We start from the raw sequence: 24,121 nt of genomic DNA on the forward strand, positions 1-24,121 counted from the left end.
CAATGCTGGGGTGTTGGTTAATCACGCGCGTTAGTGTTGCCTGTCATGGGCCGGCTTTTTGTTGCGTTGGGAGATTCATTCACCGAAGGTGTTGGGGACTGGGATCCGCGATTGCCCAATGGGGTCCGTGGCTGGGCAGATCGTGTGGCCAAACAGCTTTCCAAAGCGGATCCCACCTGGCGCTACGCAAACCTCGCGATCCGCAGCCGGCGGTTGGGGCGGATCATGGACGAGCAGATCGACACCGCGCTCGCGCTGAATCCTGACCTCATCAGTTTTTATGCAGGAGGCAACGACATTCTGGAACTGCGTCAGGATATGGATCGTTTCCTAGACCGCTATGAGCTGGCGGTAGATCGTTTGGCCAGATCAGGGGCGCAAGTCTTGTTGTTCACCGGCTTTGACATCCCGGTTCACCCCGCGCTCGTCCGGTTCAAGCACCGTAATTGGAAGTTTAATGACAGGGTCCGGGACCTGGCGTTCAAATATCCGAATACGGTGACCCTGATCGATTACTGGGCCTGGGACATCTATCGAGACCCGCGCATGTGGGATATCGACAAGCTGCACATGAATCGGGCCGGCCACCGATATATGGCTATTCGAATCCTGGAAATCCTCGGAGCAAAGCACCAGCTGAGATTTGAACCGCTGGAAGAAACCGAACGAATGGGAACGGTGGAACTACTCCGCCGGGATATCGAATGGATGCGCCAATGGGTGCTTCCGATGTTTGGGCGCCGGCTGCGGGGGATCACCTTGGGAGACAGCCTGCAGCCACGCTGGGAAACACCGATCTATCCGGCCCAAGGCATGAAAAAACAGTTCCGCAGGCGCCAACGGGCGGCCACGGAACTGTTGAAGTAGGAATACTCAAGGAACCTAGGGTTACTCGGTTCCTGGATTCTCCATGGCTTCGGGGCTCATCCAGGCGATTTCCCACACGTGGCCGTCTGGATCCTGGACCGCGGCCTGATACATGCCGGGGAACGGCTCATCGGCGGGGCGGTAGATCGCACCGCCACCGGTCTGGGCATTGGCGACAAACTCGTCAACAGCTTCACGGGTGTCGGCTGACAACGCATTGAGGCATTCTCGGTGTCCCGGCCCCAACGCTGGTTTGTCTTCACCGACTAGGAAGCTTGAGTAGAACTCTTCTTGCAGCACCATCACCAAAATGTTCTCGGCAATGATCCATGAGGTCGCATTTTCATCTGAGAACGTATCGTTCTTGGTGAATCCCAAGGCTTCATAAAACTTGTCGGCCCGCGCCAGATCAGAGGTTGGAAGGTTGACGAAAATCATCCGGCTCATAAAGTGCCCTCTTCGTTATTGGATGGGTTAAACACGATTCCGTCACAGTACTCTTCCGCACCTTGGCCCTTGACGCAACGTTTTGGAGGAAATTTCCGGTTACGGGCAAACACCGTGCCAGGCATGCAGGCATCGCACAGCACTCTGCATGAACCGCACGACGCTCCATCTGGCAAAACTCGGACACCGCAAAATCCGGGGATTGATCCAGGTCCCGCAGGTGGCAACCGAAACGACGACGTGGTGTACTTATCGAATTAACTGCCCATCATGGAGAGCTGATATGAAGCAAAGACTAGTTATAACGCCTCAGTACTCTGACATCATACCTATCTCAATTCCAGGTTCGGACAGCTTTATTGAAGGAGATGACCTTCCAATGATTTCTAACGACCTCGTGGAAGAACTTCGTGGTTGGAATCGGGTGTTTCTTGAAAATTTCGATCCGGTAGCTGGCTGGACGTCGAAAGATCAAGCTGAGCGGCAGCAAGCGGCAGCGTTCGTCCTAAAAGATAGGCTTACCGATGCCATTGGAAATGACTACACCATTGACGTAGCGACTTGGTTCTAAGGCAGCTGCCACGAGATCTGGATGAACCGCACTGCGCTCCAGCTGGCAAATCTCACGCACCGGACGCCGGAGAATCCGGGGATTGATCCAGGACCCGCAGGTGGCTACCGAAACGAAAACGCCGCAGCACCTGCGCAATTTCAGCGCTAGTGCTACGGCGGATTCGTTAAACAGCAACCTCGCGGTGGCTGTGGGTATTTTTTAGAAACTTAGATGAGAGCCTTGGTGATCTCCAGCGGGATACGATCTCGGGTGTAAGTGATCTGATCGTAGCCATGGGGCGCGGGTTTGCCGTCTTCACCCATGTTGACGAACACCAGCTTTTCGATGGTCAGGATCGATTCCTGGGTGAAGATGTTGCGCACCTCTGCCCGCAAGGAGATCGACGTACGTCCAAAATCGATCGCGGTCAGGCCCATCTCAATCAGATCGCCTTCGCGGGCGGAAGCGATGAAGTTGATTTCAGACATGAACTTGGTGACCACATGCTTGTTGCCGAGCTGGATGATCGAGTAGATCGCCGCTTCTTCATCGATCCAGCGCAGTAGGCTTCCGCCGAACAGCGTGCCGTTTGCGTTCAAATCTTCGGGGCGAACCCATTTGCGTGTATGAAAAGTAATACCCTTAGCCATACTCAAAATGCTAGGTCAGATCGGGGCCATGCGCTGTAAGTTGCTGCACAATGTAGGTGAAAACACATGTGGGTGCTTCCGGTGAGCAATTGCGACCAGCGTCCCGGCTCCGGTAGGAGAGCACCGGCGACACGCCCGATACCGCAATGCAGGCCCTGCCAGGCTAGTGCCAACCTGCTGGGCTGTTGGTAGTCTCAGATCAAAACCACAGTCCAGTGTTTATCAACGTGATTGCAAGGAGACCATGACATACACGGCGGAGCGGAATGAAAACATTCCGACCGATTTTGATGACGTCATCCAGCAGGTGTCCACCGGCACCCTAGCTCATCAACGTATCGACGAACTCCTGTCGGAGGCCCATGAACGCTACCTCGACGTTGATGAAGGATTGCTCGCGCACTACATTCCGGTCCTCGGCCAAGCAGACCCGGACACCTTCGCCATTGCCATGTCCCATGTCGGCGGTACCGTGCACGCCGTGGGCGACTGCCAGCACCAGTTTTCCATCCAGTCCATCTCCAAAATGTTTGTTTATGCCTTGGTGCTGCAGGAACATGGCCATGAAGCCGTCCATGAAAAGATCGGTGTCAACAACACCGGTATGCCTTTCAACTCCGTCATGGCAGTTGAACTGAACAACGGGCATCCGATGAATCCGATGGTCAACGCCGGGGCCATCGCCACCACCGAAATGATTGCCGGAAAAAGCTCGGCCAAAAAGTGGGAAAACGTCCGCGAGGGACTGTCCGCTTTTGCCGGCCGATCGTTGGCTTTGGATGATGAAGTGTACGAGTCGGAATCAGCGGCCAACGAACGCAACAAGGCTCTGGGCCGGCTGCTGAAGAGTTATGGGCGTCTGAACGGGGACCCTAACGAGGCGGTGGATGTTTATACCAAACAGTGTTCGCTGAACGTGACCGCTCACGATCTTGCGGTGATGGGAGCCACCTTGGCAGACGGCGGCATCAATCCGGTCACCGGCACGCAGGTAGTCAGCGCGGACGTCTGCCGCGACACCCTGGCAACGCTGGCGACCAATGGACTGTATGAACGATCAGGTGATTGGCTATTTGAGATTGGGATTCCGGCAAAGTCGGGAGTCTCAGGAGGGATCGTTGCGGTGGCGCCGGGCAAGGGGGCCATCGGCGCGTTTTCTCCAAGACTGGATATGGCCGGAAACTCGGTACGCGGCCAATTGGCAATAGGCCATTTGTCGCGTGCGTTGGGACTGAACCTGTTCGCCTCGGCCCCTGGCTCCGGCCGCTAGCCAGCTGGGAAACATCGTGGAATTCAGCTAATTCACTTAGCTGATCAGCTAAATCTTCATGGCCGGTTGCCTGCCTTGTATTCGACAGCTGGCTAAGGGGGCTCGTCGATTTCAGCTCCTGGTTTCAAGCAAAAGTGTAATAGCTAGTCAGGTGCTGATTTTATGGCTTGGTCGAGTTTGTGATTTTGGCCGAATGGCGAAGCTGAAATGGTAGTTTTCCTGCGTTCGTTGTGGGCAGCTTGTGTAGGTGTTGTGCCTGCCTGGAAATCCGGATTGACTCGAAGTTAAGTGCGCCGGAAGCGCTCGGAACTCGTAAGGATTTGAACCATGAAGAAGACAACCAAGGCAACCATCGCTGCAGCCGCGGCAGGTATCTTGCTGGTCACCGGCGCTGGAACCGTCGCCCTGTGGCAGCAGACAAGAACCGTCGATGCAGGAACTGTCGACACCGGGCACCTGAACCTCACCGTGTCCGATGACGGAGTCTGGACCGATATCAGCGACGGTGGAGCCGGGGTGCCGTTTGACCCGGCTGCCGAGCAGATTGTCCCGGGTGACGTTGTGGCCTACACCCAAACCGTACAGATCGATGCCGAGGGCAAGAACATTCAGGGTGCACTGACCGTGGGCTCCCTCAACGCACTGCCACCGTTATTGCAGGACGAGATTGAGCTGGGTCTGGACATCGACGCCGATGCCGCGGGACTCACCAAGGCCGATAACGTCATTTCTTTTGCGGACGAAGGAACCTACCAGGTGCCGGTGACCATCACCGTGACCTTCCCTGAGGGGACCACGAACTCGACCCCGGTGGACACCATGGATCAGGCGATTAATCTCAACGCGCTGACATTGACCCTGGACCAGGTACGTTAACTGGCGGTTGGCTGAATCACGAGCAGGTATGTCAAAACCCCTAAAGTTCGCTCTGGCAGCGGCCGTAGTGCTTGTGTTGGGACTCAGTGCCCAGGCTACGGTCGCTGCTTGGCGCGCCGAAGGGGAAGTCAACGCCGGTTCGCTGAAAACCGGAACACTGAGTCTCAAGGTGGGGAACGGGCTCAGCGCACATTCCGACTATGTTTTTCAGGAGCTGCAGACGCAGACCCTGCTCCCCGGAACCTTTATCCAGGCTCCGCTGACCATCTCCAATGCAGGAACCGCTCCGTTGGCCTACGGCCTGGCAGGAATCGCCACCGGCACCGAGTCCTCTCAAGCCAAGGACAAAGCCCTCGCTGCGGCGGTGACCGTGAGCATTTACGCTGGAATTCCTGCCGTCAACTGTCAAGGCACCCAGGCGCTCAACGGTCAGTTGTTGTACTCGGGGGCCTTGAACTCAAATGCAACGTTTCCCAGCCCACGCGAACTTGCCTCCACCGGGTCCGCAACGTCCACTGACGTCTTATGTGTCAGGCTCGGTTTGCCGGCCGGGGCCACACAAAATGCCGCCGGCGGAAGCATGGCTGTGACCTTGAGTTTTACGGGGCAGCAGAAATGACAACATTAACCCGGGCGCAGCTTCGCCGTGAAAGCCAAAAAACTACTCCCTGGTGGTGGGTGAGCCAGATTGTTTCCTGGTTGGCTCTGTTTGTAGTGCTCTGCCTGTTGGCCGTGATGGTACTGATTCCGCGGCTGGGTGGTGGCACCGCGTATACTGTGCTGACCGGTTCCATGCGTCCGAATTATCCACCGGGTGAATTGATTGTCACGAAACCCGTGCACCCCGAGCAGATCTCGGTGGGTGACGTGCTGACCTATCAGTATGAATCCGGCAAGCCCGGGGTCGTGACCCATCGTGTTGTCTCAATCAGCTCGTCCTTGTCCGGTGGGCAAGAGTTCATCCTGCGCGGGGATGCCAACAACTCCAACGATGAGCCAATTGTTGCCGAGCAGATCCGCGGCAAACTCTGGTATTCAATGCCTTGGCTCGGATACCTGAATTCAGCCGTCAGCTCCACCCAGAGGACCTGGTTGACGTGGCTGGCGGTGGGTGGCCTGTTGGCTTATTCCCTGGCGATGTTTGCCGGAGCTTGGCGTGATCGACGGCGCAAGGGTGCCCAATGAGTGCCCGGGTGCCGGCGCGAGTGCTGTTCCTTGGCATGTTTGCCATGGGATTTTTGACGTGGGGAATGCCCGGTGCCTTTGCCGCCCAGGAGCAGCCATCCGGAATCAGCTTCAGTGTGGGCGGCGAAGAGTTCTCGGCAGAACCCCAACCGCTATTCGAGTCACATCTCCAGTTGGTTCCCGGGGACCAGCTGACCGATGAGCTGTCCATCCGAAATGACCGTGACCATGACATCACGGTGAGCGTCACACCACGGCTTTCCGACACGTCCACCGAGCTTCAGTTCGAGGTTATGGGGCAGGCGTCAGCTCAGTTGGAGCCGCATCAAGCATCAACATTCCAACTGCGTGTACGGCTCCCGGAATCAGCGGGCAACTCTTCGCAGAACCAGACACGGGATCTCGCGGTAGAAGTCCGGGCGGTTCAGACGGGCGACGTGACACCGCCAGGGACGCCGCCGGCGCCACCGCAGGACCCGGATGCCGACCCCTCTGCGCCACCCCACGAACTGGGAAACACCGGATTCGACGGCTGGATCTTTGCCTTGGCCGGGGGAGTGCTCGGTGTTGGAACCATACTCTTTCTGCGCTCCAAAAAATCACGTCCTGCCTCCCAGACACAGCAAGGAGAACCCTCATGAGTCGGAGATCAATACAGGTTAAAGCCATCTTGTCGCTGGGGATCGTGGTGGGCTTGGGAGCGGTTTCTACGCTGGCTGCCTGGAGCGGAACTGCCACCGCGACCTCGAATATCACCGCGGCGCAGATCTCCTTGGGAGTTGGCGCGGCGGCGTCCTCCGCAACGACGCCAAGCTATACCGTGCCGGTGTCGTCCGTACGTTGGTACCCGGGGGTCAGCGCGGCCGCGGTGGTGGTTGTCAAAAACACCAGTACGGTGCCCATGCCGTTTTCGATCAAGGGCACCATCACCGAAAGCGGGGGTGCCGAATTGGGCAAGGCCATGAACGTCGTGGTGAAAACCGGTGCCACGCTCAGCGGTACGGCTCCGAATGTCACCTGCGCTGGTGGAACGACGCTGGTGACCAAGGCGGCTGGGGCGGCTTTCGGTGCCGAGGTCACCCGCCCGACACTCGTGGCTGATGCCTCGGAATCATTGTGTGTGCAGTACTCGTTGCCGGCTGCCGCGGCGAACAACCTTCAGGGAACCACCACCAAACTGGATCTGATTTTCACCGCAACGGTGGGCTCCTAGGATGGGTGCATCAACAACTTCCGGCTCTGGCACGCAGCGGGAAAGCCCGCTTCAGCGGTGGGCGCTGAATATCGGGGCGGTGCTAGGCTCCCTGTGCCTGCTGATGACCCTTGCCGCAGTTCTCTTCGGGCTCAAACCGCTGGTATTTATCAGTGGTTCCATGGGCCCGGAGATCCCCACCGGATCGTTGGGTTTGGCGATTCCGCAGCCAGTTGAGGACCTGGGTGTGGGCGATATTGTCTCGGTGGTGGCCAGCGACGAAGTGCGGGTGACCCACCGTGTGGTTGAAAAAACCGAGGCAGGCTTGATCCTCAAGGGAGATGCCAATCCGGTGGCAGACCTGCAGCCCTATGCGGTGGATGAAGCAGACAAGCTGCTGTTCAGCGTGCCGGGGTTGGGTTATGTGGTGTCCTGGCTTTCCCAACCATGGATGTATTTTGCCGGTGGTTTGCTCTGCGCCTATTTGCTCTACATTGCCTTTGCGCGGCAAGGGCACGGGCGGAAAAACGACGTTGACGGCAACGATGAAGACCCGGACGGCAAGGTGGAGCCAAAAGCTGGGAAGGATGCACCACCCAAGGCCGCTCAACGCGCCCGCGGGCGCAGCGGTTCGCAGCTCCTGGCGGCGGTGACGGTGCTGTCTCTGGCGGTGGCCTCGATTCAGTTGTTCCCCCTGGCCGAAACAACCCGCGCGGCCTTCAATACCAGCGCGCAGGCAACGGCCACGGCGCAGGGGGACGTGATGCAGCCGGCCCGCGCGATTCAATGCACCAACAGATCGGCAAGTTCCAATAACAAAATTGTCGACTTCACCTGGACCGCGCCGATAGCCCAGAGCGCGCCGCTGGCCGGATACAAGATTTCCGTTCAGGTGAAGGACAGCGCAGAAAGCTTTTCAGATCTCTTGCCGGTGAGTACCACCTCGTACGCCGTGGACATTTCACGCTCCAACGGACTCTTATATCTGTTGATTGATTTGCTAGGAAACCTTTTGGGTTCGAGCTTCGATGTGAATTTCCGGGTATACGCCGTGTACCAGAACGGGTGGACGGCTGTTCCGGCCCTGTATCCGGCGGCCAAGGGGAATATTGCAGTTCTTGGCTTGGACAGATCCCTGCGGTGTGCCTAACGCCGGGTCTGCGCCAAACCTTTCAGGATCAATTCAAGTCCCATCTCAAATGAGCGCCGGGCTCGTTGCTCCACGTCGAGGCCTGCGGCCAGGGCCTCTGTGAACTCGGCCCCCGATGATTCATCGGCTTCCCACACGACCTTTGGCGCCGCGGCATCCATAGCGGAGCCTAAAACAAACGAGTCGATGATGGTGATGGCGTGCAGCCGGTCGGCGGGAGGGAATCCGGCACGGGCGAACGCCTCCGCCAGTGCGTCATACACCCTCAAGGTGGTGCGGTCGCGCACCGTATGACTGGTCAACAGCGGGATGAGCCGGGGGTGCTGGGAATAGGACTGCCAGTACGAGATGGCGATCTGCCTGACGGTAGCTTGCCAGTCCTCTGTTTCGCCGGAGGGCAGTGAAATGGCGGCCATAGCTCTCCCACGCATGAGCTCGATGATTTCATCTTTGCCGGAGACGTGGTTGTACAAGGACGACGGGGTCACGTTCAGGGTTTTGGCCAGCTGCGGAAGCGTGAACTCGCCCTGAGCGTCAACGAGTGACAGTGCGGCAACGGCGATAGCTTCCGTGCTGAGTTTGGGTTTTGTGGGGCGAGCCATGAAGTCTGCTGCTTTCTGGTTGGCGGTTCGCTTCCGAGCCTATCCGATTTAAACGAAATACATTCGTTTTCCCTCTTGCGTGTGACGCCCGGCACTGCTTATCCTGTAAACGAATGATATTCGTTTTATTGAGGGAGCCTGACCATGAAGGAAATACTCGCCCTGACTCCGCCGACCTCGCCGGCACGAGTCGACGCAGCCGATCGCGGTGAACTGACCGTCGCGTTGGTCCAGCACCGCTGGCACGCCGACCCGCAGGACCTGCGCGACGAACTGGAGGACGGCATTCGCCGGGCTGCCTCGCACGGGGCCAAAATTGTGTATCTTCCCGAACTCACGTTGAGCAAATACCCGGCTTTTGAGGTGCCCAATCCCCAGGCCGCGGATGAAAGCGCAGAGGACCTGGAGCAGGGCCCCACGGTAAGTTTTGCCCGTCAAATGGCCGCACGCTATAACCTGCATGTGCATATCTCCCTGTTCCGCAAGGCTCCTGCCGCCGACGGTTTGGGGCTGAACACCGCGGTGGTGGTCTCACCTGTTGGTGAGATCGTGGCGTTGACGAACAAACTCCACATCCCGCGCACGGCCGGATACTACGAAGACAAGTACTTCCGTGAAGGGCCGACGCAGGACCCCTACCCGGTGCACCGCCTCGAAGGGCTCAACGGGTTGGCCATGGGTCTGCCTACCTGCTGGGACGAATGGTTCAGCGAACCGCCGCGTATCTACTCGCTGGCCGGAGCGGATCTGGTGGCCTACCCGACGGCCATTGGTTCCGAGCCGGACCACCCGGAATTCGATACCGAGCCGCTGTGGCGTCAAACCATCATTGGAAACGGGATCTCCAACGGCCTGTTTATGGTGGTGCCCAACCGTTGGGGTGATGAAGGAGCCTTGACCTTCTACGGCTCCTCCTTCATCTCGGACCCCTATGGACGCATCTTGGTGCGGGCCGGGCGTGATGAATCGGCGGTGCTGGTGGCCACGTTGGATCTGGATGCCCGCCGGGACTGGCTGACGCTCTTCCCGTTCCTGCGCACCCGCCGTCCGGAAACCTACGGCGCGCTGACCGAAGCGCGCGCCGATTCTGGTCTGGGAGAACAGGGCCGCACCCATGTCTAAGTTTCTGATGCCCGCCGAAACCGCAGCACACGAACGTATCTACATGGCCTTCCCCTCCGGCGGTTATACGCTGGGAGAAACCGAGGAAGAAGCCGAAGCCGCCCGGGAGACCTGGGCCGCCGTGGCCAAGGCGGTTGCCCGCTTCACCCCGGTGACCATGGTGGTAGACCCGCAGGCGGAAGCCGATGCGCGCCGGCACCTGGGTGAGACTGTCAGCTACGAATTTGCGGCCCTGGATGATGCCTGGATGCGGGATATCGGCCCCACCTTTGTGCGTGATGCCGACGGAAACCTCGCCGCCGTTGATTGGAACTTCAACGGGTGGGGTGCCCAGTCGTGGGCGTCCTGGGGCAACGACAGCAACATCGCGGCCCACGTGGCGCAGCTGGAAAACGTGACCCGGCTTCAGTCGTCCATTACCACCGAGGGCGGCGGCATCCACGTGGATGGCGAGGGCACCATGCTGGCGACCCGCAGCGTGCAGCTGGATCCGGACCGCAATCCGCACGCAGTGGAAGCCGACATTGAACAAGAATTCGCCCGGCAGCTCGGGGTGCAGCAGGTTATTTGGCTGGAGCGCGGTTTGACCCGCGACAATGAAGAATTCGGAACCCGCGGTCACGTGGACATTGTTGCCTGTTTCGCCCAACCAGGTGTGGTGCTCTACCACGACCAGCAAAACCCGGAGCACCCGGATCATGTAATCTCCGCCGAGGTGCGCAGCATCCTGGAGCAGGCGACCGATGCCAAGGGGCGCAAGCTGCGCCTGATCCCGGTTCCAGCGCCCGCAACGCTGAAAGACGAGGAGGGCTGGGTGGATTATTCCTACATCAACCACCTGGTCACCAACGGCGCGGTGATTGCCTGCGCCTTTGATGATGAGAACGATGCACAGGCCGCGCAGATCCTGGCCCAGGCCTACCCCGGCCGCGAGGTGGTCTCGGTGGATGCCACCGAACTGTTTGCCCGCGGCGGCGGAATCCACTGCATTACCCAGCAGGTTCCCCAGCGCTAAACAACCCGACCTGACCCAAGGATCTTGTGTGATGAATGATAATTCGAAACCGAGCCGGCTGAGCACCAGCCCGGTGACCGAAACCGGCAAGGGCCTGACCGCGGGCCAGATCGGTTTGTTCACGGCCATCGTGATTGGTGTATCCACCATTGCACCGAGCTACGTGGTGGCCAGCACCCTTGGCCCGACGGCCGAGGCGGTGGGCACCCACCTGCCGGCAATTTTTATCATCGGGTTCATCCCCATGTTTTTGGTCGCCCTGGGCTACCGCGAGCTGAACCGAGCCATGCCGGATAACGGCACCACCTTCACCTGGGTCTGGAAAGCCTTCGGCCCGCGTGCCGGATGGATGGGTGGCTGGGGGATGCTGGCGGCGAATATCATTGTGCTCTCCAACCTGGCCGGTGTCGCGGTGGATTTCTTTTATCTGTTCCTCGCCCAAGCCACCGGCCAGGAACAGCTGGCGCAGCTGGCCTCCAACCCGTGGGTCAACGTGTCCACCTGCCTGGTGTTCATGCTGGCCGCCACCTGGATTTCGGTGCGGGGGCTGCACGCCGCGTCCCTGGTGCAGTACCTGCTGGTGGGATTCCAAGTGCTGGTATTGCTCTGGTTCACCATCGCCGCGTTGGACAAGGCCGCTCCCGCGGTGCAGTTTTCCGCCGAGTGGTTCAACCCCATGGGCATCGACTCATTCTCCGCCATGGCGGTCGGGTTGAGCCTGTCCATCTTCGCCTTCTGGGGCTGGGACGTGTGTTTGAGCATGAACGAAGAAACCAAAAACGGCGAACGCACCTCGGGCCTGGCAGCTGGTTTCACCGCGGTGATCGTGTTGGCCATCTACCTGCTCACCTCCGTGGCAGCCACGGTGTTCGCCGGGGTGGGGGACTCCGGGCTGGGTCTGGCTAATCCGGAGAATATCGGCAATGTGTTTGCCGCGTTGGCCGGACCGGTGATGGGCCCAGCCGCCATTCTGCTCTCGCTGGCCACCCTGGCATCCTGCGCCGCGTCCTTGCAGTCAACCATGATTTCCCCGGCACGCTCCATGCTGGCCATGGGACACCACGGAGCGCTGCCCGACGCGTTCACCCGCATCCACCCGAAGTTCGGGACTCCGGCCTTCGCCACGATTGTGGCCGCGGTGGTATCCACGGGTTTTTACGCCATGATGCGTTTTGTCTCCACCAACGTTTTGAACGACACCATCCTGGCCTTGGGCATGATGATCTGTTTTTACTACGGCATCACCGCTTTCGCCTGCGTCTGGTTCTTCCGCCACACGCTTTTCGCTTCGGCCCGGAACTTTGTGATCCGCGGTCTAGCTCCGCTGCTCGGCGGGATCGCGTTGCTTGCGGTGTTTGTGCAGACCACCGTCGACTCGCTGGATCCTGATTACGGGTCCGGAACGCATGTGGCCGGCATGGGGCTGGTGTTTGTGGTCGGGGTGGGCATTTTGCTCCTCGGAGCGTTGTTCCTGATCGGTGCCCGCACCCGCCGCGCGGCCTTTTACGAATCAAGGCCGGAAACACGGTATCTCAAACAAGAAAAGCCTTAGGCATCAAGCAAGAGCCCGGCCCGCTGCGCGGGTCGGGCTCTTGGCCTGAACAGACTATTTTTTTGGGGCCTTGGCCCTGCGCTCAAGGAAGAGGGGCGTGGTGATGGTCCGGGAAGCGCTGAAGCGCGCGATCGCGGAGGCCTGTCCGGTGGCCAGCTGGGCCAGATGCTCGCCGATCGCCGGCACGAACTTGAACCCGTGGCCGCTGAATCCGGCCCCTACGGTCACCGGGCCCAAACGGTCGAGGATAAAGTGCTCGTCTTCGGTGTTTGAATACGTGCACGATACCGGTTCAAAACTTTCTGGATCGGTTCCGGGGAGCCAGCTGCGTGCGTAGTCCTGCAAGGCGCTGAGCTGCTCGTCGATGGCCAGATGCGGACGATGATCCGGATCGATGAGTGCACCGGTACCGTGCCAACCCACCTTGATCCCCTCACCGGGGGTGTGCATCCCGTAGATCGGGGAGAAGATCCGCAAACCCTGGTGGAGTCCCGGGGCGAGGGTGTGGTTGAAACCGGGCCAGAAGGCATCCGAACCACGCGGTGCAAAGTGCACCGGATGCTCCTCGGTCACGTGGATCTTCGGAATCTTCGCGCCCGCACCCAGCAACGCGTGGGTCCACGCCCCGGCGGTGAGGATCAGGTGGCGTGCGGTGAGTATGCTGACGCGTTGGCCGTCGTCCACCGTGACCTTGACCAGGTCATCGGAGACGACCTGGATCTCCAGCACCCGGTGCTGGTGGCGGATCTCGGCTCCCGCTTCGGTCGCCAGACGTTGCATGGTTGCGACCGAAAGGTCGGCATTGAGCTGGCCGCCGCTGGGGATGTGCAGCGCTTCGGTCTCAAACCGCATCCCGGCAAAACGTGTACCCGCGTCGGCTGTCGTCAGCAGCTCGCTGCTGATTCCCGCCGCGCTCAATGCTGCATGAACTTGGCGCTGGCCGGCGACGTCGCCGTGGTTGACCAGACCGGTCTGGTTCAGCAGCTGCACGTTGCCGGCAAGGGAGATTTTTTCCCAGAGCTCGGTAGCGCGCGAAAGAAGCGACACGTAGGCGGGATCGGCGTAGGCAGGGTTGAAGTTGCGGGTGGTGCCATGGGAGGCACCCTCATGATGCCCTGGAGCAAAACGTTCCAGCAGGAGAACTTGGTGTCCGAGGCCTGCCAGGGACATGGTTGTGGCCGAGCCCATGGCGCCGCCTCCGACAACCAAGAAATCAACATCGGTGCTCACGTGATTTCGAATGGTAATTCTCCTCATGCATGTAGTGCTGGACGGGCGAAGACCGGTGGGAATGACCGGTCGCGCGGTCCTCAGATCGTCGGTGGGATCGCGGTGTTGGCACCGCTGCTCTTGAGCCTAATTGTATCCAGTGGAGCACGGTGAACGGATTTGATTGCACCCTCGCGGTAACACACCGCGGGCGCTGGTTTACTGCTGTGCGTCGAGGGCAGGTAGTGTCAGTTCCGCGGCTTGTTCCCCGAAGCCCGCGTCGCGTGAACACCATCACCGGATCACTCGGCATCCGGAAGGATGCGCGGCAAGGCACCGGAACCAGGCTGCGCACGGTACCTAAACGAACGGAGAGCCAGTGGAGCAGACGGTACAGCTCTCTGCATTGATCGCCTTGGCGGCCGCCATATTTGTCGGAGCTTCAACCCAACGTATTTCCGGAATGGGTTTTGCGTTGGTTTCCTCTCCTTTTCTGGTGATCGTGCTTGGGCCTTTCGAGGGGATCATGCTGGTGAACTTGCTTGGCGGGTGCAGCAGTCTGTTGATCTTCGCCCAGGTATTCCGGCAGGTTGAATACAAAAAGGTTGCGCTGCTGTTGATCCCAGCGGTCATCATGACATTCCCCGGAGCCTGGGTAGCCTCTATGCTTGGTGGTCCCTGGCTGTCTATCGGGATCGCGGTGATGGTGATCCTTGCGCTGGGTGCAAGCTTCCTCATCCGCGACCTGCCCGCGGCGCAAAGCCCGGCACTGGCCATTGGCGCCGGGGCAGTGTCCGGATTTATGTCGGTCACCGCTGGCGTCTCCGGGCCGGCGATCGCAGGATACGCGGTGGCTAGCCGCTGGCCGCAGGCGAAGTTCGCGGTGTCAGTTCAGCTGTATTTCCTGGTGCTGGCAACCTCCTCATTGATCGCCAAGGGCGGTGTGCCCCATTTGGCCTGGACCCAGTGGACCGCCTGCCTGGTGGCCATGGTGTTGGGGATCATTTTGGGCAACTTCCTTGCCCCCAAGATCCCGGAGAAAATCAGCCGGGCCTTTGTGGTGCTGGTGGCCTTGAGCGGCGCGGTGGGACTTATGATCAACGGAATCATGGAACTGATCTAAGCGGCTGGCACCTTTGACGTGAAATGTTCGTGAAAGAATACATATCGTGCCACTGAACTTTCCCACGCCATCGAATCCTAAACGTGTGACCGAACTCGAAATTGAACGTAACGCGCTGTGGTCCGGGTTGTTCTGTGCACTTTTCGGGCTGACCACCGGCCTGATCATCTTCGCCGGGGAACATCCGGCCCTGCTCGGCGGAATCTCGGTGGGCTCTGTGGCCTCGGTGACCGGCGGAGTGTCGGCTGGGCTCTCCAGCGCCTATGCCTTTCGAAGCCTATTGCGTCAACGCGAACCGTGGCTTCGCCATATCCCAGCGTGGCGGCAGTATGTGGCTGCCGCGGGATTGGTACTGGTCCATGCGGCCAGCACGGTCATGATGATTTTGGTGGCCACCCACCTGTTCCAGCAAGCGTTCGTGGGCCTGCAACTAGATGTGTTGGCCGGGGCGCTGGCAGTTGCCGGAATTACCGGTCTTAGCGCGTACCTGGCGTTGGTCGCCACGGCGCGAACCAGCGCGGAGAATCTCTCCGTGGTTTTGGGGATCTACATGGCTGCGGGTGTGCTGATCAGCATGCTGCTCGCCGAAGATCAGGGGTGGTGGCAAGGCATGTTCTCACGCCTCGGGACCGCTCAATCCGGGATGGGATCGTTCTGGACCTTCAACACCACCATGATCATTTCCGGTCTGGTGCTCATCGCCTTCACCGAGTTCCTGACCCGAGACCTGGTGGTGCTTTCGCAGACCTACCGTTGCCGTCCGAGCCTGGAGCGGTATGCGGTTTTCCGCAAGCTGCGCCCGCGCCCGCGGATTGTTCGGTGGTGCCTGGTTGCGGTCTCGGTGGGCATCATCGGTGTGGGCTGTGTGCCTATGAACCTTTCGCTCGAGGTGCACTCGGCCTTTGTGCAGCTTGCGTCGGCAGCCATGATCATTTTGCTGCTGGGCACCATGCTGCTCTTGCCGGGCTACCCAGCGGTGTTCCACCTCATGTCGCTGTCTGCGGTCGGTGCCTTGTGGGTGGCGTTCTTGTTGTGGGATTCGTGGTCCTATTACAACCTCACCGGATTCGAACTGACCGCAGTGGCAATCCTGTTCACCTGGATTTCGGTGTTCATCCGCACTACCGCTGCGATGATCCGCGACCGGCAGGAGCCGCGAAGCACCCATGGTGCCGGTGCCCGGCGCGCTAATGGAAACACTCATCACTCAACTGAAAAACCAGTCTCTTGATCCAGCTTTTTCTCGCCTAGGGTTGCTCCCGGTCGCCACCGGCAAAAGCTGCTTATGGCTTGCCAGCGATAAGTGTAGCCGGGTTCGTGAAAGTTGATGTTGAACCCTGAAGCCTACGGCAAAAACCCTCGACGTTCTCTGGGAGTTGTTGAACATTCCAACGGTGGCACCGAGTTCTCGGTAGCGTCGGTGGTGTCGTTTTAACCGAATAACTTAGGAGGCAAGAATGGGTCTGGGAGACAAGATTCAGAATAAGTCGGAAGAAGTTGTTGGCAAGGCCAAGGAGGCCGTTGGTAAGGCGACAAACGATAGGTCGCTTCAGGCTGAAGGTGTGAAGGACCAGGTTGCTGCCAACGCCAAGCAGGCCGGCGAAAAAGCCAAGGACGCACTCAAAGACGCAACTGACAACAAATAAAATCTCATCCGGTCAGTGGTTCCACCCCAGGGGGTGGGCCGCTGGCCGGTTTTTTGCGGCATGGCGCGGAGCGAGCAACGTGTGCGCAGGTTTGATCGCGGCTACATGAGCTCCACAGCTGGACGCAGAGATTTCTGGTGCCTCGGCGGCTGGCCTTGGGTGTAACAGGAGCGCGTGCCCAAACTCACCGCGTATCCCCAACAATTACGTGAAACAATAGATGGTGATGACTTCGAGCAACCCCACCACACTTTCCGCTGACGAGCGCAAGGCCCTGCGACTTGAGCAAGCCGCAGCCCAACGCGCCCAGCAACTGCGCATCTCCACCTCGCGAGCCGCGGCTGAAGGCCGCGCCCAGGTGATTCCCACCGCCGAAGGTTGGAAACAGGAAATGGGCTCCGACGGACGTCCGGAGCTGCAGTTCTCCGCCAAACGCCGCGTCTCCCAGCCGCCGGTGCACTTAGCCGACTTGAGCTTGGCTGAACGCCAGGCGAAACTCAAAGAACTTGGATTGCCGGCGTTCCGCGCCAAGCAGCTATCCGTGCACTACTTCCAGCACTACACCACCGACCCGGCCAAGATGAGCGACCTTCCCAAGGAACGCCGCGAGGAACTGGTCGATGCGATGTTCCCGAAGCTGCTGACCGAGGTCAAGCGGCTGACCACCGATGATGGCAAAACCGTCAAGTTCCTCTGGCGCCTGTTCGACGGTTCGCTGGTTGAATCGGTGCTGATGCGCTACCCGAACCGCATCACCCTGTGCATCTCCTCGCAGTGCGGCTGCGGAATGAACTGCCCGTTCTGCGCCACCGGGCAGGCGGGCCTGACCCGCAACATGTCCACCGCTGAGATTCTGGATCAGATTGTCCAGGCCAACCGGGTTATCGCAGAAGGCGGCTTGGGCGGACAAAAGCACCCCGATGAGCGCGTGGGCAACATCGTGTTCATGGGTATGGGCGAGCCGCTGGCCAACTACAAACGAGTCATGAACGCCGTGCACCGTATGGTCGCCGAGGCACCCGAGGGCCTGGCGATGAGCGCCCGCGGCATCACCGTCTCCACCGTCGGACTGGTCCCAGCCATCCGCAAACTCGCGGATGAGAACATCCCGGTGACCTTTGCGCTGTCGCTGCATGCTCCGGATGATGAGCTGCGCGACGAGCTGATCCCGGTGAACTCGCGTTGGAAGGTCGACGAAGCACTGGATGCCGCGTACGACTACTACGTGAAAACCGGGCGCCGCGTCTCCATTGAGTACGCATTGATCAAGGACATGAACGACCACGAGTGGCGTGCAGAAATGCTGGCCAAAAAACTTAATGCCCGCGGTCGTGGTTGGGTCCACGTGAACCCGATTCCGTTGAACCCGGTGCCGGGTTCCATCTGGACGCGGAGCGAACCGGATATCACCAGCAAGTTCGTGCGCCGGCTTGATGAGCTGGGTGTGCCCACCACACTGCGTGATACCCGCGGCAAGGAAATCGATGGTGCCTGCGGCCAGCTGGCCGCCGACGGCGACAAATAACATCCGCTGCTCGGGTCTCACGCGCCTATACTTTGGCTAAGACCAAAACAGTGGGGAGTAACGCTCATGAGCACGATTCGGCTTCCGCGGATTGCCGTCTCCCGCGACGTGGCCAAAGACCTTGTCTGGGCGGATAGCGTCAAGGCCGATGAACCGGTGGTGCTGGACGGGCGCTGGATGGTTGTCAACACCGATGCCTTTGCCAGCCAGCTCACCACGGAGCTACGCAACAAGAACATTGTGCACTTTGAGGTGCTCGGCGGCAGCCCCGAATGGCAGGAATCCATTCGGGCTGCCGGGCTGAGCCACGATGTGCAGATCAAGGTGCAACCGCTGGACTAGGAATCGATCCAGCGGATGTTCTTCCCAGATAACACCAACGCGCGGTCCCAGAGCTGCTGCTCCTCGAACCCCTGAATCGTGCCCGAATCATTGAAGAAAAGTTCCGCGTATTTTTCCCATCGGGCATAGTTCTCGCGCAGCTCGGTGTTGTCGATGCGACTAGCCGCGGTGCTGAATTCTCCTTGGAGCGATGCTTGCGCGAGCGCCGGAAACGGGTCCGGCATGGTGGTCCCCGACTGTAAATGATCCAGATGTTCGCTCCACTTGTTGCGTAACTTCAAGGCCACATCTTGCACGGCGATCAGCGCGGAGAGTTGGGCGGTGTTCCGACGCTCGGTACGTTGTGCCCTACGGTTGCCCAGCACGGTCACCCACGTGATTGCCAATCCAGTGAGCAGGCCGAGGATAGCGGTGGACCATGGCGTGAGGCTCAACGCGGAGATGTTTTCACGCATGAAATCGCACAGCTGGATCAGGTCTTTCGAATCCAGCTGACCACACGTTTGAATCTGCATCTCGCCACCTCACCACCAGCCGGTTCGTTGCACGTTGCTGAAGCGTCACCGGAGCATGCCGGTATTCTAAGCGAGATTTCTGCTGACCAGTAGAGGGAGCCTTCGGGCAATCATTGCAGGATGCAGGCGAGCGTCTCGAAGGAAGCGAATTGGATACCCGCGTTTTCTGGTAGATCAGCGTCGCAGCCTACATGGCAACAAAGAATTGGTCCAGTAACTGGCGTTGCGTTGGTTGACCGCGCGATCTTCTCGGATCGTACGCTGCTGTTGCCCACAGCAGCCGGGCGAGGAATGCCGTCATCAATCAGGGTTGTTGAAGCGTTGTTATCGTTCTCCAGGGATTCTGTGAATCACCATGCCGTGATAATTTGTTTTGTGCCGCCTCTGTCTTTATGCCATGCGGAATAAGGGTTCGTCGTTGCCTATGCTCAATTTACGAGTACGCATGTCGGGCCCTTCGCTCCTTCCGGGGGTGTCTTTTGCGAAGTCAGCGGCGGGCGGTATGGTTCAGATATGGCTGTCTCAGATCCTCTGTTCCTTGATAAATCCAATCCTGAGTTGTGGAACTCGATTGGCAAGTTCGCCAATCAGCTGAGTACCTCGGTTCGGGCCGCTGGTATTAGCGATCGGCTGACGGAACTGGTGAACCTGCGTGTTTCACAGATCAACGGCTGCGCCTATTGCCTGGACCTGCACGCCCGGAAAGCACTGAGCGCCGGGGAAACCATGCAGCGTATCAACTTGCTGTCCACGTGGAATGAATGCGGTGGTTTATTCGATGAGCAAGAATGCGCGGCGCTGGCCATCGCCGAGGCTGCGACCAATCTGCCCGCACCCGAGGAACGAATCGCGGCGGTAGCTTCCGCCCGGCTGGTGTTCTCAGATGAGCAAGTGGCGGCCATCCAATGGATTGCCGTGGCCATGAATGCATTCAACCGCATCTCCGTATTGTCCCGGCATCCGGTCAAGGAGCGCACCCTGGCAGAAGGCGCAAAGTAGTGAAGGTTTCCCAGCGCGGACAGGTGCCGCCGTTTGAAGTGATGCAGATTGTGCAGGAGGTGGCGCACCTGCGTGCGGCTGGCCGCGACGTGATTTCACTGTGCGTCGGTGAACCCGGTGGCGGGGCGCCCGCTGCGGTCAACCAGCTGGCCGCTCAACTGCATACGCAGAATGCGGACTTCGGGTATACCCCGACCGCTGGCCTGACCGAGATCCGGGATGCATTGTCGGCGCACTACCTGGAACGGTACTCAGTCCAGATCCCGGCTCGGAACTTCGTGATGACCACGGGATCTTCGGGAGCCTTTCAGCTGGCTTTCCTCGCCGCTTTTGACGCTGGGGATGTGGTGGCGCTGGCTCGGCCCGGGTATCCCGCCTACGCGAACATTCTCGGTGCGCTGGGCCTAAAGATAGTTGATCTTCCCACCGGTGAGGCCGAGCGTTTCCAGCCGACGGTGCAGATTCTTGAACAGGCATTGGTCGAGCATGGAAAACTAGATGGCCTGGTGATCGCCTCGCCGAACAACCCAACCGGCGCGATGTTCAGTGCCGACGAACTCCAGGAACTGTGCAGCTGGTGCCAGGCCCACGGTGTCCGGTTGATCAGCGACGAAATCTATCACGGCATCGAGTTTGCGCCCGAACGCAGGGGACACACCTCGTGGGAGTTCTCCCGCTCTTCGATGGTGGTTTCTTCTTTCTCCAAGTACTGGGGCATGACCGGCTGGCGTCTGGGTTGGATGATTGTCCCGGACGACATGGTTTCTGTGGTGGATGCCTTGGCTTCTAACCTGGCGCTCTGCGCCCCCGCACCGGCTCAGCGAGCCGCGCTGGCGGCCTTCGAGCCGTCAAGCATCGCAGAAGCTGAACAGCGGGTCGCAGAATTCGCGAGGACGCGTGAACTGGTATTGGCCAACTTCAGCAAGCTGGGTATTGCGCAGGCAGCGCCAGCAGACGGTGCGTTTTACCTTTACGGGCGGCTTAGCGAACGTGTACTTGAACGGTTCGGAACTGCCAGTGAGTACTGCGCGCAGGTGCTGGAACATGCTCATGTGGCACTGACTCCGGGCGGAGACTTCGACCCGTTCAAGGGGCATGTGTTTATCCGTCTATCTTTCGCTGCAGGGTATGAACGGGTGGCTGAAGCATTGGATCGTGTCGAGGAGTTTTTGCATCAGGTATTGCCGGAAACCGCATCGTGAACGGGGTTGTTAAGCAGCCACGAGCGACTTCGCGATATTCACCCATAACAAGTGCGAGGGAGTGAAGGCGTTCGTTCGTCTGCCCGGGATTCTGATGGCGACTTTGGCGTCTCGCTTGGACATGTTTATGCCTACGGCGCGTTCATGAACCAGTTCCACCGACGGGGGTCCCACCCACGGATTCGTTCAGAGAATGAAACGTGCGTGCCTTATGTGTAGTTGGGTGGGGAACACTCTTGAGGAATCTAGACTCGTGCTCCAAGGCAACATCGAAGCTGTGCTGCAAGCTTCTAGCCCTCCAGTGGGCCACCTGTCTCATCAACCATACTGAAGAGCCGACGCAACACCGCGGGGTCATTGATCCCGTCGTGCTCGTATTCGTTGGTCACCCAAGCCTGCAGGCTGCCGACCTTCTTCGCGGTGTCCAGGGACAGGCCTGCATCCACATACATGTCGTCGTGGTAGACAGCAGCGGCTATCGGCACCTTGTTGGACGCGAGCTTCTCAACGTTATAGATCGGCCGGTGGGTGCTGCGCGCGGCCAGTACCTCAACGGCAGGGATAAAGGCGCGCAGCAGCCTGGTTTCTTCAAAGGTCCAACGGAACATCATTTCCCCGGAGAACAACAAGGTCTCCGCGTTTGTGGCGAAGTCTGGATGTTGCTCCAACTCCGTTTGAGCCGCAAAGGCGCTGGCGCCGTTTGAATCGTGACCGTAAATGTCCTCCTGCAGCACTGCGAACAGCGGGTTGCTGGCGAAATTGGTGCGCGATTGAACTTCCTGGAGCAACGCATCGCTTAGCTGGGTGCCGTCGCCGGACAGTTCTAACAGCCAGTGCAAGCGTTCAAAACCCGGTCCCATGCCGAAATCGATGCCCAACGACTGAAGCCGGCGCACGGTGAACTGATCTCCATCGGGCAGCAGCACTTCGCGCTCGGCCAGCGTCCGGGCCAACGCGGCAGCGCGTGCACGGTCCTGCGGATAGAGCCGGTAGAACTGCTCGTTTTTCGCCCGCACCCGGCGGATGGTTCGGTCATAGACGCCGGCGGCGCTGGGCTGAAGGCTTGGCAAACCACCGGTGATGAAGCAGGCGCTCAGCGCGTCGTCAAAGTAGCTCAGATACGTGAGGGTTAAGAACCCGCCGTAGCTTTGGCCCAACGTGGCCCATCGACGGCCGTGATAACCGCGGGTCCGGATTGCCTCGGCATCGGCCACAATCGAGTCCGCACGGAAGTTCTCCAAATAGGCGGCGCCGCTTTGGCCGTCGGGGAATTGGGAGATGACCTGAGTGGTGACCGGGGTGGAGCGGCCGGTGCCACGTTGGTCCATGAGGATCACCCGGTAGCGTTCAAGAGCTACGGAGAGGCGGTCCGACCCGCCGACCGGGCGCGGCCCGGTACCGCCGGGTCCGCCTTGCAGGTAAACCATCAACGGCAATTGCTGGCGGTCCAGATGAGCCAGCACCATTTCTCGGTAAAACAGCTGGATGCTGGCCCCCTGCGGTGCGTTCCAATCCAGCGGGACCTCAAGGACGTAGTCGCGGTAGCGTCGGCCGCCCGCCACGTAAGTCTCAAGCAGCCTGGGTGTACTCCCCAGCTGCTGTACCGTGTGGCTCAGCGGGCTCATGCGCGCACCGCCGGGTTCATGGCCTGCGCCATCCAGCGTTCCAGACCAGCGGCATCCAAGGGCAGCTCGGCGGAGAGGTTCTCATAGCCGGTGGCGGTGATCAGCAGGTCGTCCTCGATGCGCACACCCAGGCCGCGCAGTTCCGGCGGCACCATGGTGTCGTGTGCATGGAAGTAGAGGCCTGGTTCCACGGTGAGCACCATGTTCTCCTGGAGCAACGCGCCCTGGTAGTCCTCGTAGTGCGAGTGCGAGCAGTCGTGCACATCCAGTCCCAGGTGGTGGCCCACCCCGCAGACCAACCAGCGGCGGTGATGCTGGCCGGTGGGGGACAGTGCTTCGTCCACGGAGACCGGCAGTAGTCCCCAATCGTGCAGGCCCTTGGCGATTTCCTCCATGCAAGCGAAATGGAAGTCGCTGTAGGCCTTGCCGGGGGCCAAGGCCGCGAGACCGGCCCGGTGTGACTTTTCCACCAGGTCGTGGACCTGGCGCTGAGCCTCGGTAAAGGTGCCGGCCACCGGGAAGGTGCGGGTGACATCCGCGGTGTAGCAGGAGCGCTCTTCCACACCCATATCCAGCAGCAACAGCTGATCCTCGCTGACCGGACCATCGCACCGGGTCCAATGCAAGGTGGGTGCGTGGATGCCGGCGCCAATAATGGTCGCGTAGCCGGGGCCGTTGCCGTAGGTGCGGGCGACCCTGTCGAAGGTGCCCTGAAGCCAGCGCTCGCCCCCGAAACGGATGGCGTGTGGAATTTCGTTGAGCACCTGAGCGAAACCATCAATGGTGTGGTTCACCGAGGCCCGAAGCTCGGCAATTTCCCACGCATCCTTGACCATCCGCAGCTGGGAGAGAACCCGTTTCAGGGAAGGGGAATCTTGGGCATTTAGCGTGCCCAGCTCGGTGGCATTCACGGCGCCGGCGGCATGGAAATGGCCGGAACGTACCGCTGATTCGAGTTCCTGGATGGGACGCACCGGGATGCCCAGTGCGCGCTGCCAATCAAGTGGTTTGTGGCTGGGACCGACCCACAACTCGCCGTGGATTGCATTGGAGAAAAAGTCAGCGGTCCCCGGGGCAAAGGGCACCGGGATGAACAATTCGAAGTCGTGCCCGTCGGTAGTCGGGTGCCCAAGCAATACCGCAGTCTCAATCTGGGCGTTGATCAGGTACATAAAATCCGAGTTGGCGCGGAACTCATGGAAATTGTCATTGGCACGTACCGGGGCCTGTCCGGCGAAGACCATGATTCCCTGGCCAGTGAATGCCTGGGAGAGATTCTCCCGGTGGTTCGCGGCGGCCTGGGTGGCCGCTGAATCAACCGGAGCTGTCAGTTGGGGTGAGTCCCAACCCTTGGCCATGAAGTCGACGAACGGCTGGCTGTCGGCGAGCCGTGGAATTCTCGGCTGACTGTGCTGCGGGATCGGCATTGACCGGGGGAGTTTCTCACTCATCGA

The 24,121-nt window shown here is 59.8% G+C and carries 26 protein-coding genes; 19 read left to right on the plus strand and 7 right to left on the minus strand.

Features of this window, described 5'->3' with window-relative positions; genetic code table 11:
- Window positions 1–45: 45 nt before the first annotated feature.
- Window positions 46–867: an SGNH/GDSL hydrolase family protein gene (locus ACIOWL_RS04310; RefSeq protein WP_400382035.1), complete on the plus strand. Its 822-nt coding sequence runs from the start codon at window positions 46–48 to the stop codon at window positions 865–867.
- A gap of 21 nt (window positions 868–888) precedes the next feature.
- On the opposite strand, the gene ACIOWL_RS04315 is transcribed toward ACIOWL_RS04310, so the two are convergent.
- On the minus strand, window positions 889–1,314 hold the full coding sequence (locus ACIOWL_RS04315) for a VOC family protein (protein WP_400382037.1): 426 nt from the start codon (window positions 1,312–1,314) through the stop codon (window positions 889–891).
- A gap of 283 nt (window positions 1,315–1,597) precedes the next feature.
- Here ACIOWL_RS04315 and ACIOWL_RS04320 point away from each other — a divergent pair, with 283 nt between their 5' ends.
- The gene (locus tag ACIOWL_RS04320) at window positions 1,598–1,885 is read left to right on the plus strand and encodes a hypothetical protein (RefSeq protein ID WP_400382039.1); all 288 of its coding nucleotides are present in this window, start codon (window positions 1,598–1,600) and stop codon (window positions 1,883–1,885) included.
- A gap of 209 nt (window positions 1,886–2,094) precedes the next feature.
- On the opposite strand, the gene ACIOWL_RS04325 is transcribed toward ACIOWL_RS04320, so the two are convergent.
- Window positions 2,095–2,517: an acyl-CoA thioesterase gene (locus ACIOWL_RS04325; RefSeq protein ID WP_400382041.1), complete on the minus strand. Its 423-nt coding sequence runs from the start codon at window positions 2,515–2,517 to the stop codon at window positions 2,095–2,097.
- A 244-nt stretch (window positions 2,518–2,761) separates the two neighbouring features.
- Here ACIOWL_RS04325 and glsA point away from each other — a divergent pair, with 244 nt between their 5' ends.
- The 7 genes from glsA (at window position 2,762) to ACIOWL_RS04360 (ending at window position 8,190) form a co-directional block, all read left to right on the plus strand.
- A complete protein-coding gene (glsA, locus tag ACIOWL_RS04330; RefSeq protein ID WP_400382043.1) occupies window positions 2,762–3,787 on the plus strand; it encodes a glutaminase A in 1,026 nt (341 codons plus the stop codon).
- Window positions 3,788–4,114: 327 nt separating this feature from the next.
- Window positions 4,115–4,663: an alternate-type signal peptide domain-containing protein gene (locus ACIOWL_RS04335; RefSeq protein ID WP_400382044.1), complete on the plus strand. Its 549-nt coding sequence runs from the start codon at window positions 4,115–4,117 to the stop codon at window positions 4,661–4,663.
- 28 nt (window positions 4,664–4,691) lie between these two features.
- On the plus strand, window positions 4,692–5,282 hold the full coding sequence (locus ACIOWL_RS04340) for a hypothetical protein (RefSeq protein ID WP_400382046.1): 591 nt from the start codon (window positions 4,692–4,694) through the stop codon (window positions 5,280–5,282).
- The gene (locus tag ACIOWL_RS04345; RefSeq protein ID WP_400382048.1) at window positions 5,279–5,848 is read left to right on the plus strand and encodes a signal peptidase I; all 570 of its coding nucleotides are present in this window, start codon (window positions 5,279–5,281) and stop codon (window positions 5,846–5,848) included. The genes ACIOWL_RS04340 and ACIOWL_RS04345 overlap by 4 nt, the downstream gene beginning before the upstream one ends.
- A complete protein-coding gene (locus tag ACIOWL_RS04350) occupies window positions 5,845–6,489 on the plus strand; it encodes a hypothetical protein (protein ID WP_400382050.1) in 645 nt (214 codons plus the stop codon). The genes ACIOWL_RS04345 and ACIOWL_RS04350 overlap by 4 nt, the downstream gene beginning before the upstream one ends.
- A complete protein-coding gene (locus ACIOWL_RS04355; RefSeq protein ID WP_400382051.1) occupies window positions 6,486–7,061 on the plus strand; it encodes a hypothetical protein in 576 nt (191 codons plus the stop codon). The genes ACIOWL_RS04350 and ACIOWL_RS04355 overlap by 4 nt, the downstream gene beginning before the upstream one ends.
- A 1-nt stretch (window position 7,062) precedes the next feature.
- Entirely contained in the window at window positions 7,063–8,190 is a 1,128-nt protein-coding gene (locus ACIOWL_RS04360) for a signal peptidase I (protein WP_400382052.1), read from the plus strand.
- Here ACIOWL_RS04360 and ACIOWL_RS04365 read toward each other — a convergent pair.
- Window positions 8,187–8,792, minus strand: coding sequence for a TetR/AcrR family transcriptional regulator C-terminal domain-containing protein (locus tag ACIOWL_RS04365; protein ID WP_400382054.1), 606 nt, complete (start codon window positions 8,790–8,792; stop codon window positions 8,187–8,189). The two genes, ACIOWL_RS04360 and ACIOWL_RS04365, sit on opposite strands and share 4 nt — an antisense overlap.
- A gap of 144 nt (window positions 8,793–8,936) precedes the next feature.
- Between ACIOWL_RS04365 and ACIOWL_RS04370 the strand changes: the two genes are divergently transcribed.
- The 3 genes from ACIOWL_RS04370 to ACIOWL_RS04380 are packed head-to-tail and all read left to right on the plus strand — an operon-like array spanning window position 8,937 to window position 12,481.
- Window positions 8,937–9,914, plus strand: coding sequence for a nitrilase-related carbon-nitrogen hydrolase (locus ACIOWL_RS04370; protein WP_400382056.1), 978 nt, complete (start codon window positions 8,937–8,939; stop codon window positions 9,912–9,914).
- Entirely contained in the window at window positions 9,907–10,929 is a 1,023-nt protein-coding gene (locus ACIOWL_RS04375; protein WP_400382058.1) for an agmatine/peptidylarginine deiminase, read from the plus strand. The genes ACIOWL_RS04370 and ACIOWL_RS04375 overlap by 8 nt, the downstream gene beginning before the upstream one ends.
- A gap of 31 nt (window positions 10,930–10,960) precedes the next feature.
- Complete coding sequence (locus tag ACIOWL_RS04380) at window positions 10,961–12,481, plus strand: APC family permease (RefSeq protein ID WP_400382060.1); 1,521 nt, start codon at window positions 10,961–10,963, stop codon at window positions 12,479–12,481.
- Between the two features lie 54 nt (window positions 12,482–12,535).
- On the opposite strand, the gene ACIOWL_RS04385 is transcribed toward ACIOWL_RS04380, so the two are convergent.
- On the minus strand, window positions 12,536–13,711 hold the full coding sequence (locus tag ACIOWL_RS04385; protein WP_400382062.1) for an FAD-dependent oxidoreductase: 1,176 nt from the start codon (window positions 13,709–13,711) through the stop codon (window positions 12,536–12,538).
- A 358-nt stretch (window positions 13,712–14,069) separates the two neighbouring features.
- Here ACIOWL_RS04385 and ACIOWL_RS04390 point away from each other — a divergent pair, with 358 nt between their 5' ends.
- The 5 genes from ACIOWL_RS04390 (at window position 14,070) to ACIOWL_RS04410 (ending at window position 18,326) form a co-directional block, all read left to right on the plus strand.
- Window positions 14,070–14,813: a sulfite exporter TauE/SafE family protein gene (locus tag ACIOWL_RS04390; RefSeq protein ID WP_400382064.1), complete on the plus strand. Its 744-nt coding sequence runs from the start codon at window positions 14,070–14,072 to the stop codon at window positions 14,811–14,813.
- An 85-nt stretch (window positions 14,814–14,898) separates the two neighbouring features.
- On the plus strand, window positions 14,899–16,044 hold the full coding sequence (locus tag ACIOWL_RS04395) for a hypothetical protein (protein WP_400382066.1): 1,146 nt from the start codon (window positions 14,899–14,901) through the stop codon (window positions 16,042–16,044).
- A gap of 226 nt (window positions 16,045–16,270) precedes the next feature.
- Entirely contained in the window at window positions 16,271–16,459 is a 189-nt protein-coding gene (locus tag ACIOWL_RS04400; RefSeq protein ID WP_400382068.1) for a CsbD family protein, read from the plus strand.
- 226 nt (window positions 16,460–16,685) lie between these two features.
- Window positions 16,686–17,984 carry a 23S rRNA (adenine(2503)-C(2))-methyltransferase RlmN gene (gene rlmN / locus ACIOWL_RS04405; RefSeq protein ID WP_400382070.1) on the plus strand — a complete coding sequence of 433 codons (1,299 nt, stop codon included), beginning with the start codon at window positions 16,686–16,688 and terminating at the stop codon, window positions 17,982–17,984.
- Between the two features lie 66 nt (window positions 17,985–18,050).
- The gene (locus tag ACIOWL_RS04410; RefSeq protein ID WP_400382072.1) at window positions 18,051–18,326 is read left to right on the plus strand and encodes a hypothetical protein; all 276 of its coding nucleotides are present in this window, start codon (window positions 18,051–18,053) and stop codon (window positions 18,324–18,326) included.
- Here the strand turns inward: ACIOWL_RS04410 and ACIOWL_RS04415 are convergent.
- Complete coding sequence (locus ACIOWL_RS04415) at window positions 18,323–18,841, minus strand: hypothetical protein (protein WP_400382074.1); 519 nt, start codon at window positions 18,839–18,841, stop codon at window positions 18,323–18,325. The two genes, ACIOWL_RS04410 and ACIOWL_RS04415, sit on opposite strands and share 4 nt — an antisense overlap.
- Window positions 18,842–19,354: 513 nt before the next feature.
- Between ACIOWL_RS04415 and ACIOWL_RS04420 the strand changes: the two genes are divergently transcribed.
- Together ACIOWL_RS04420 and ACIOWL_RS04425 are read left to right on the plus strand one after the other, a co-directional pair.
- Window positions 19,355–19,840 carry a carboxymuconolactone decarboxylase family protein gene (locus tag ACIOWL_RS04420; RefSeq protein ID WP_400382076.1) on the plus strand — a complete coding sequence of 162 codons (486 nt, stop codon included), beginning with the start codon at window positions 19,355–19,357 and terminating at the stop codon, window positions 19,838–19,840.
- On the plus strand, window positions 19,840–21,042 hold the full coding sequence (locus tag ACIOWL_RS04425) for a pyridoxal phosphate-dependent aminotransferase (RefSeq protein ID WP_400382078.1): 1,203 nt from the start codon (window positions 19,840–19,842) through the stop codon (window positions 21,040–21,042). The genes ACIOWL_RS04420 and ACIOWL_RS04425 overlap by 1 nt, the downstream gene beginning before the upstream one ends.
- Window positions 21,043–21,332: 290 nt before the next feature.
- On the opposite strand, the gene ACIOWL_RS04430 is transcribed toward ACIOWL_RS04425, so the two are convergent.
- On the minus strand, window positions 21,333–22,667 hold the full coding sequence (locus ACIOWL_RS04430) for an alpha/beta fold hydrolase (RefSeq protein WP_400382080.1): 1,335 nt from the start codon (window positions 22,665–22,667) through the stop codon (window positions 21,333–21,335).
- A complete protein-coding gene (locus ACIOWL_RS04435; RefSeq protein WP_400382082.1) occupies window positions 22,664–24,118 on the minus strand; it encodes an aminopeptidase P N-terminal domain-containing protein in 1,455 nt (484 codons plus the stop codon). The genes ACIOWL_RS04430 and ACIOWL_RS04435 overlap by 4 nt, the downstream gene beginning before the upstream one ends.
- Between the last annotated feature and the right edge of the window lie 3 nt (window positions 24,119–24,121).

It is taken from the genome of Glutamicibacter sp. NPDC087344 (genome assembly GCF_044744225.1).
Classification (GTDB): Bacteria; Actinomycetota; Actinomycetes; order Actinomycetales; family Micrococcaceae; genus Glutamicibacter.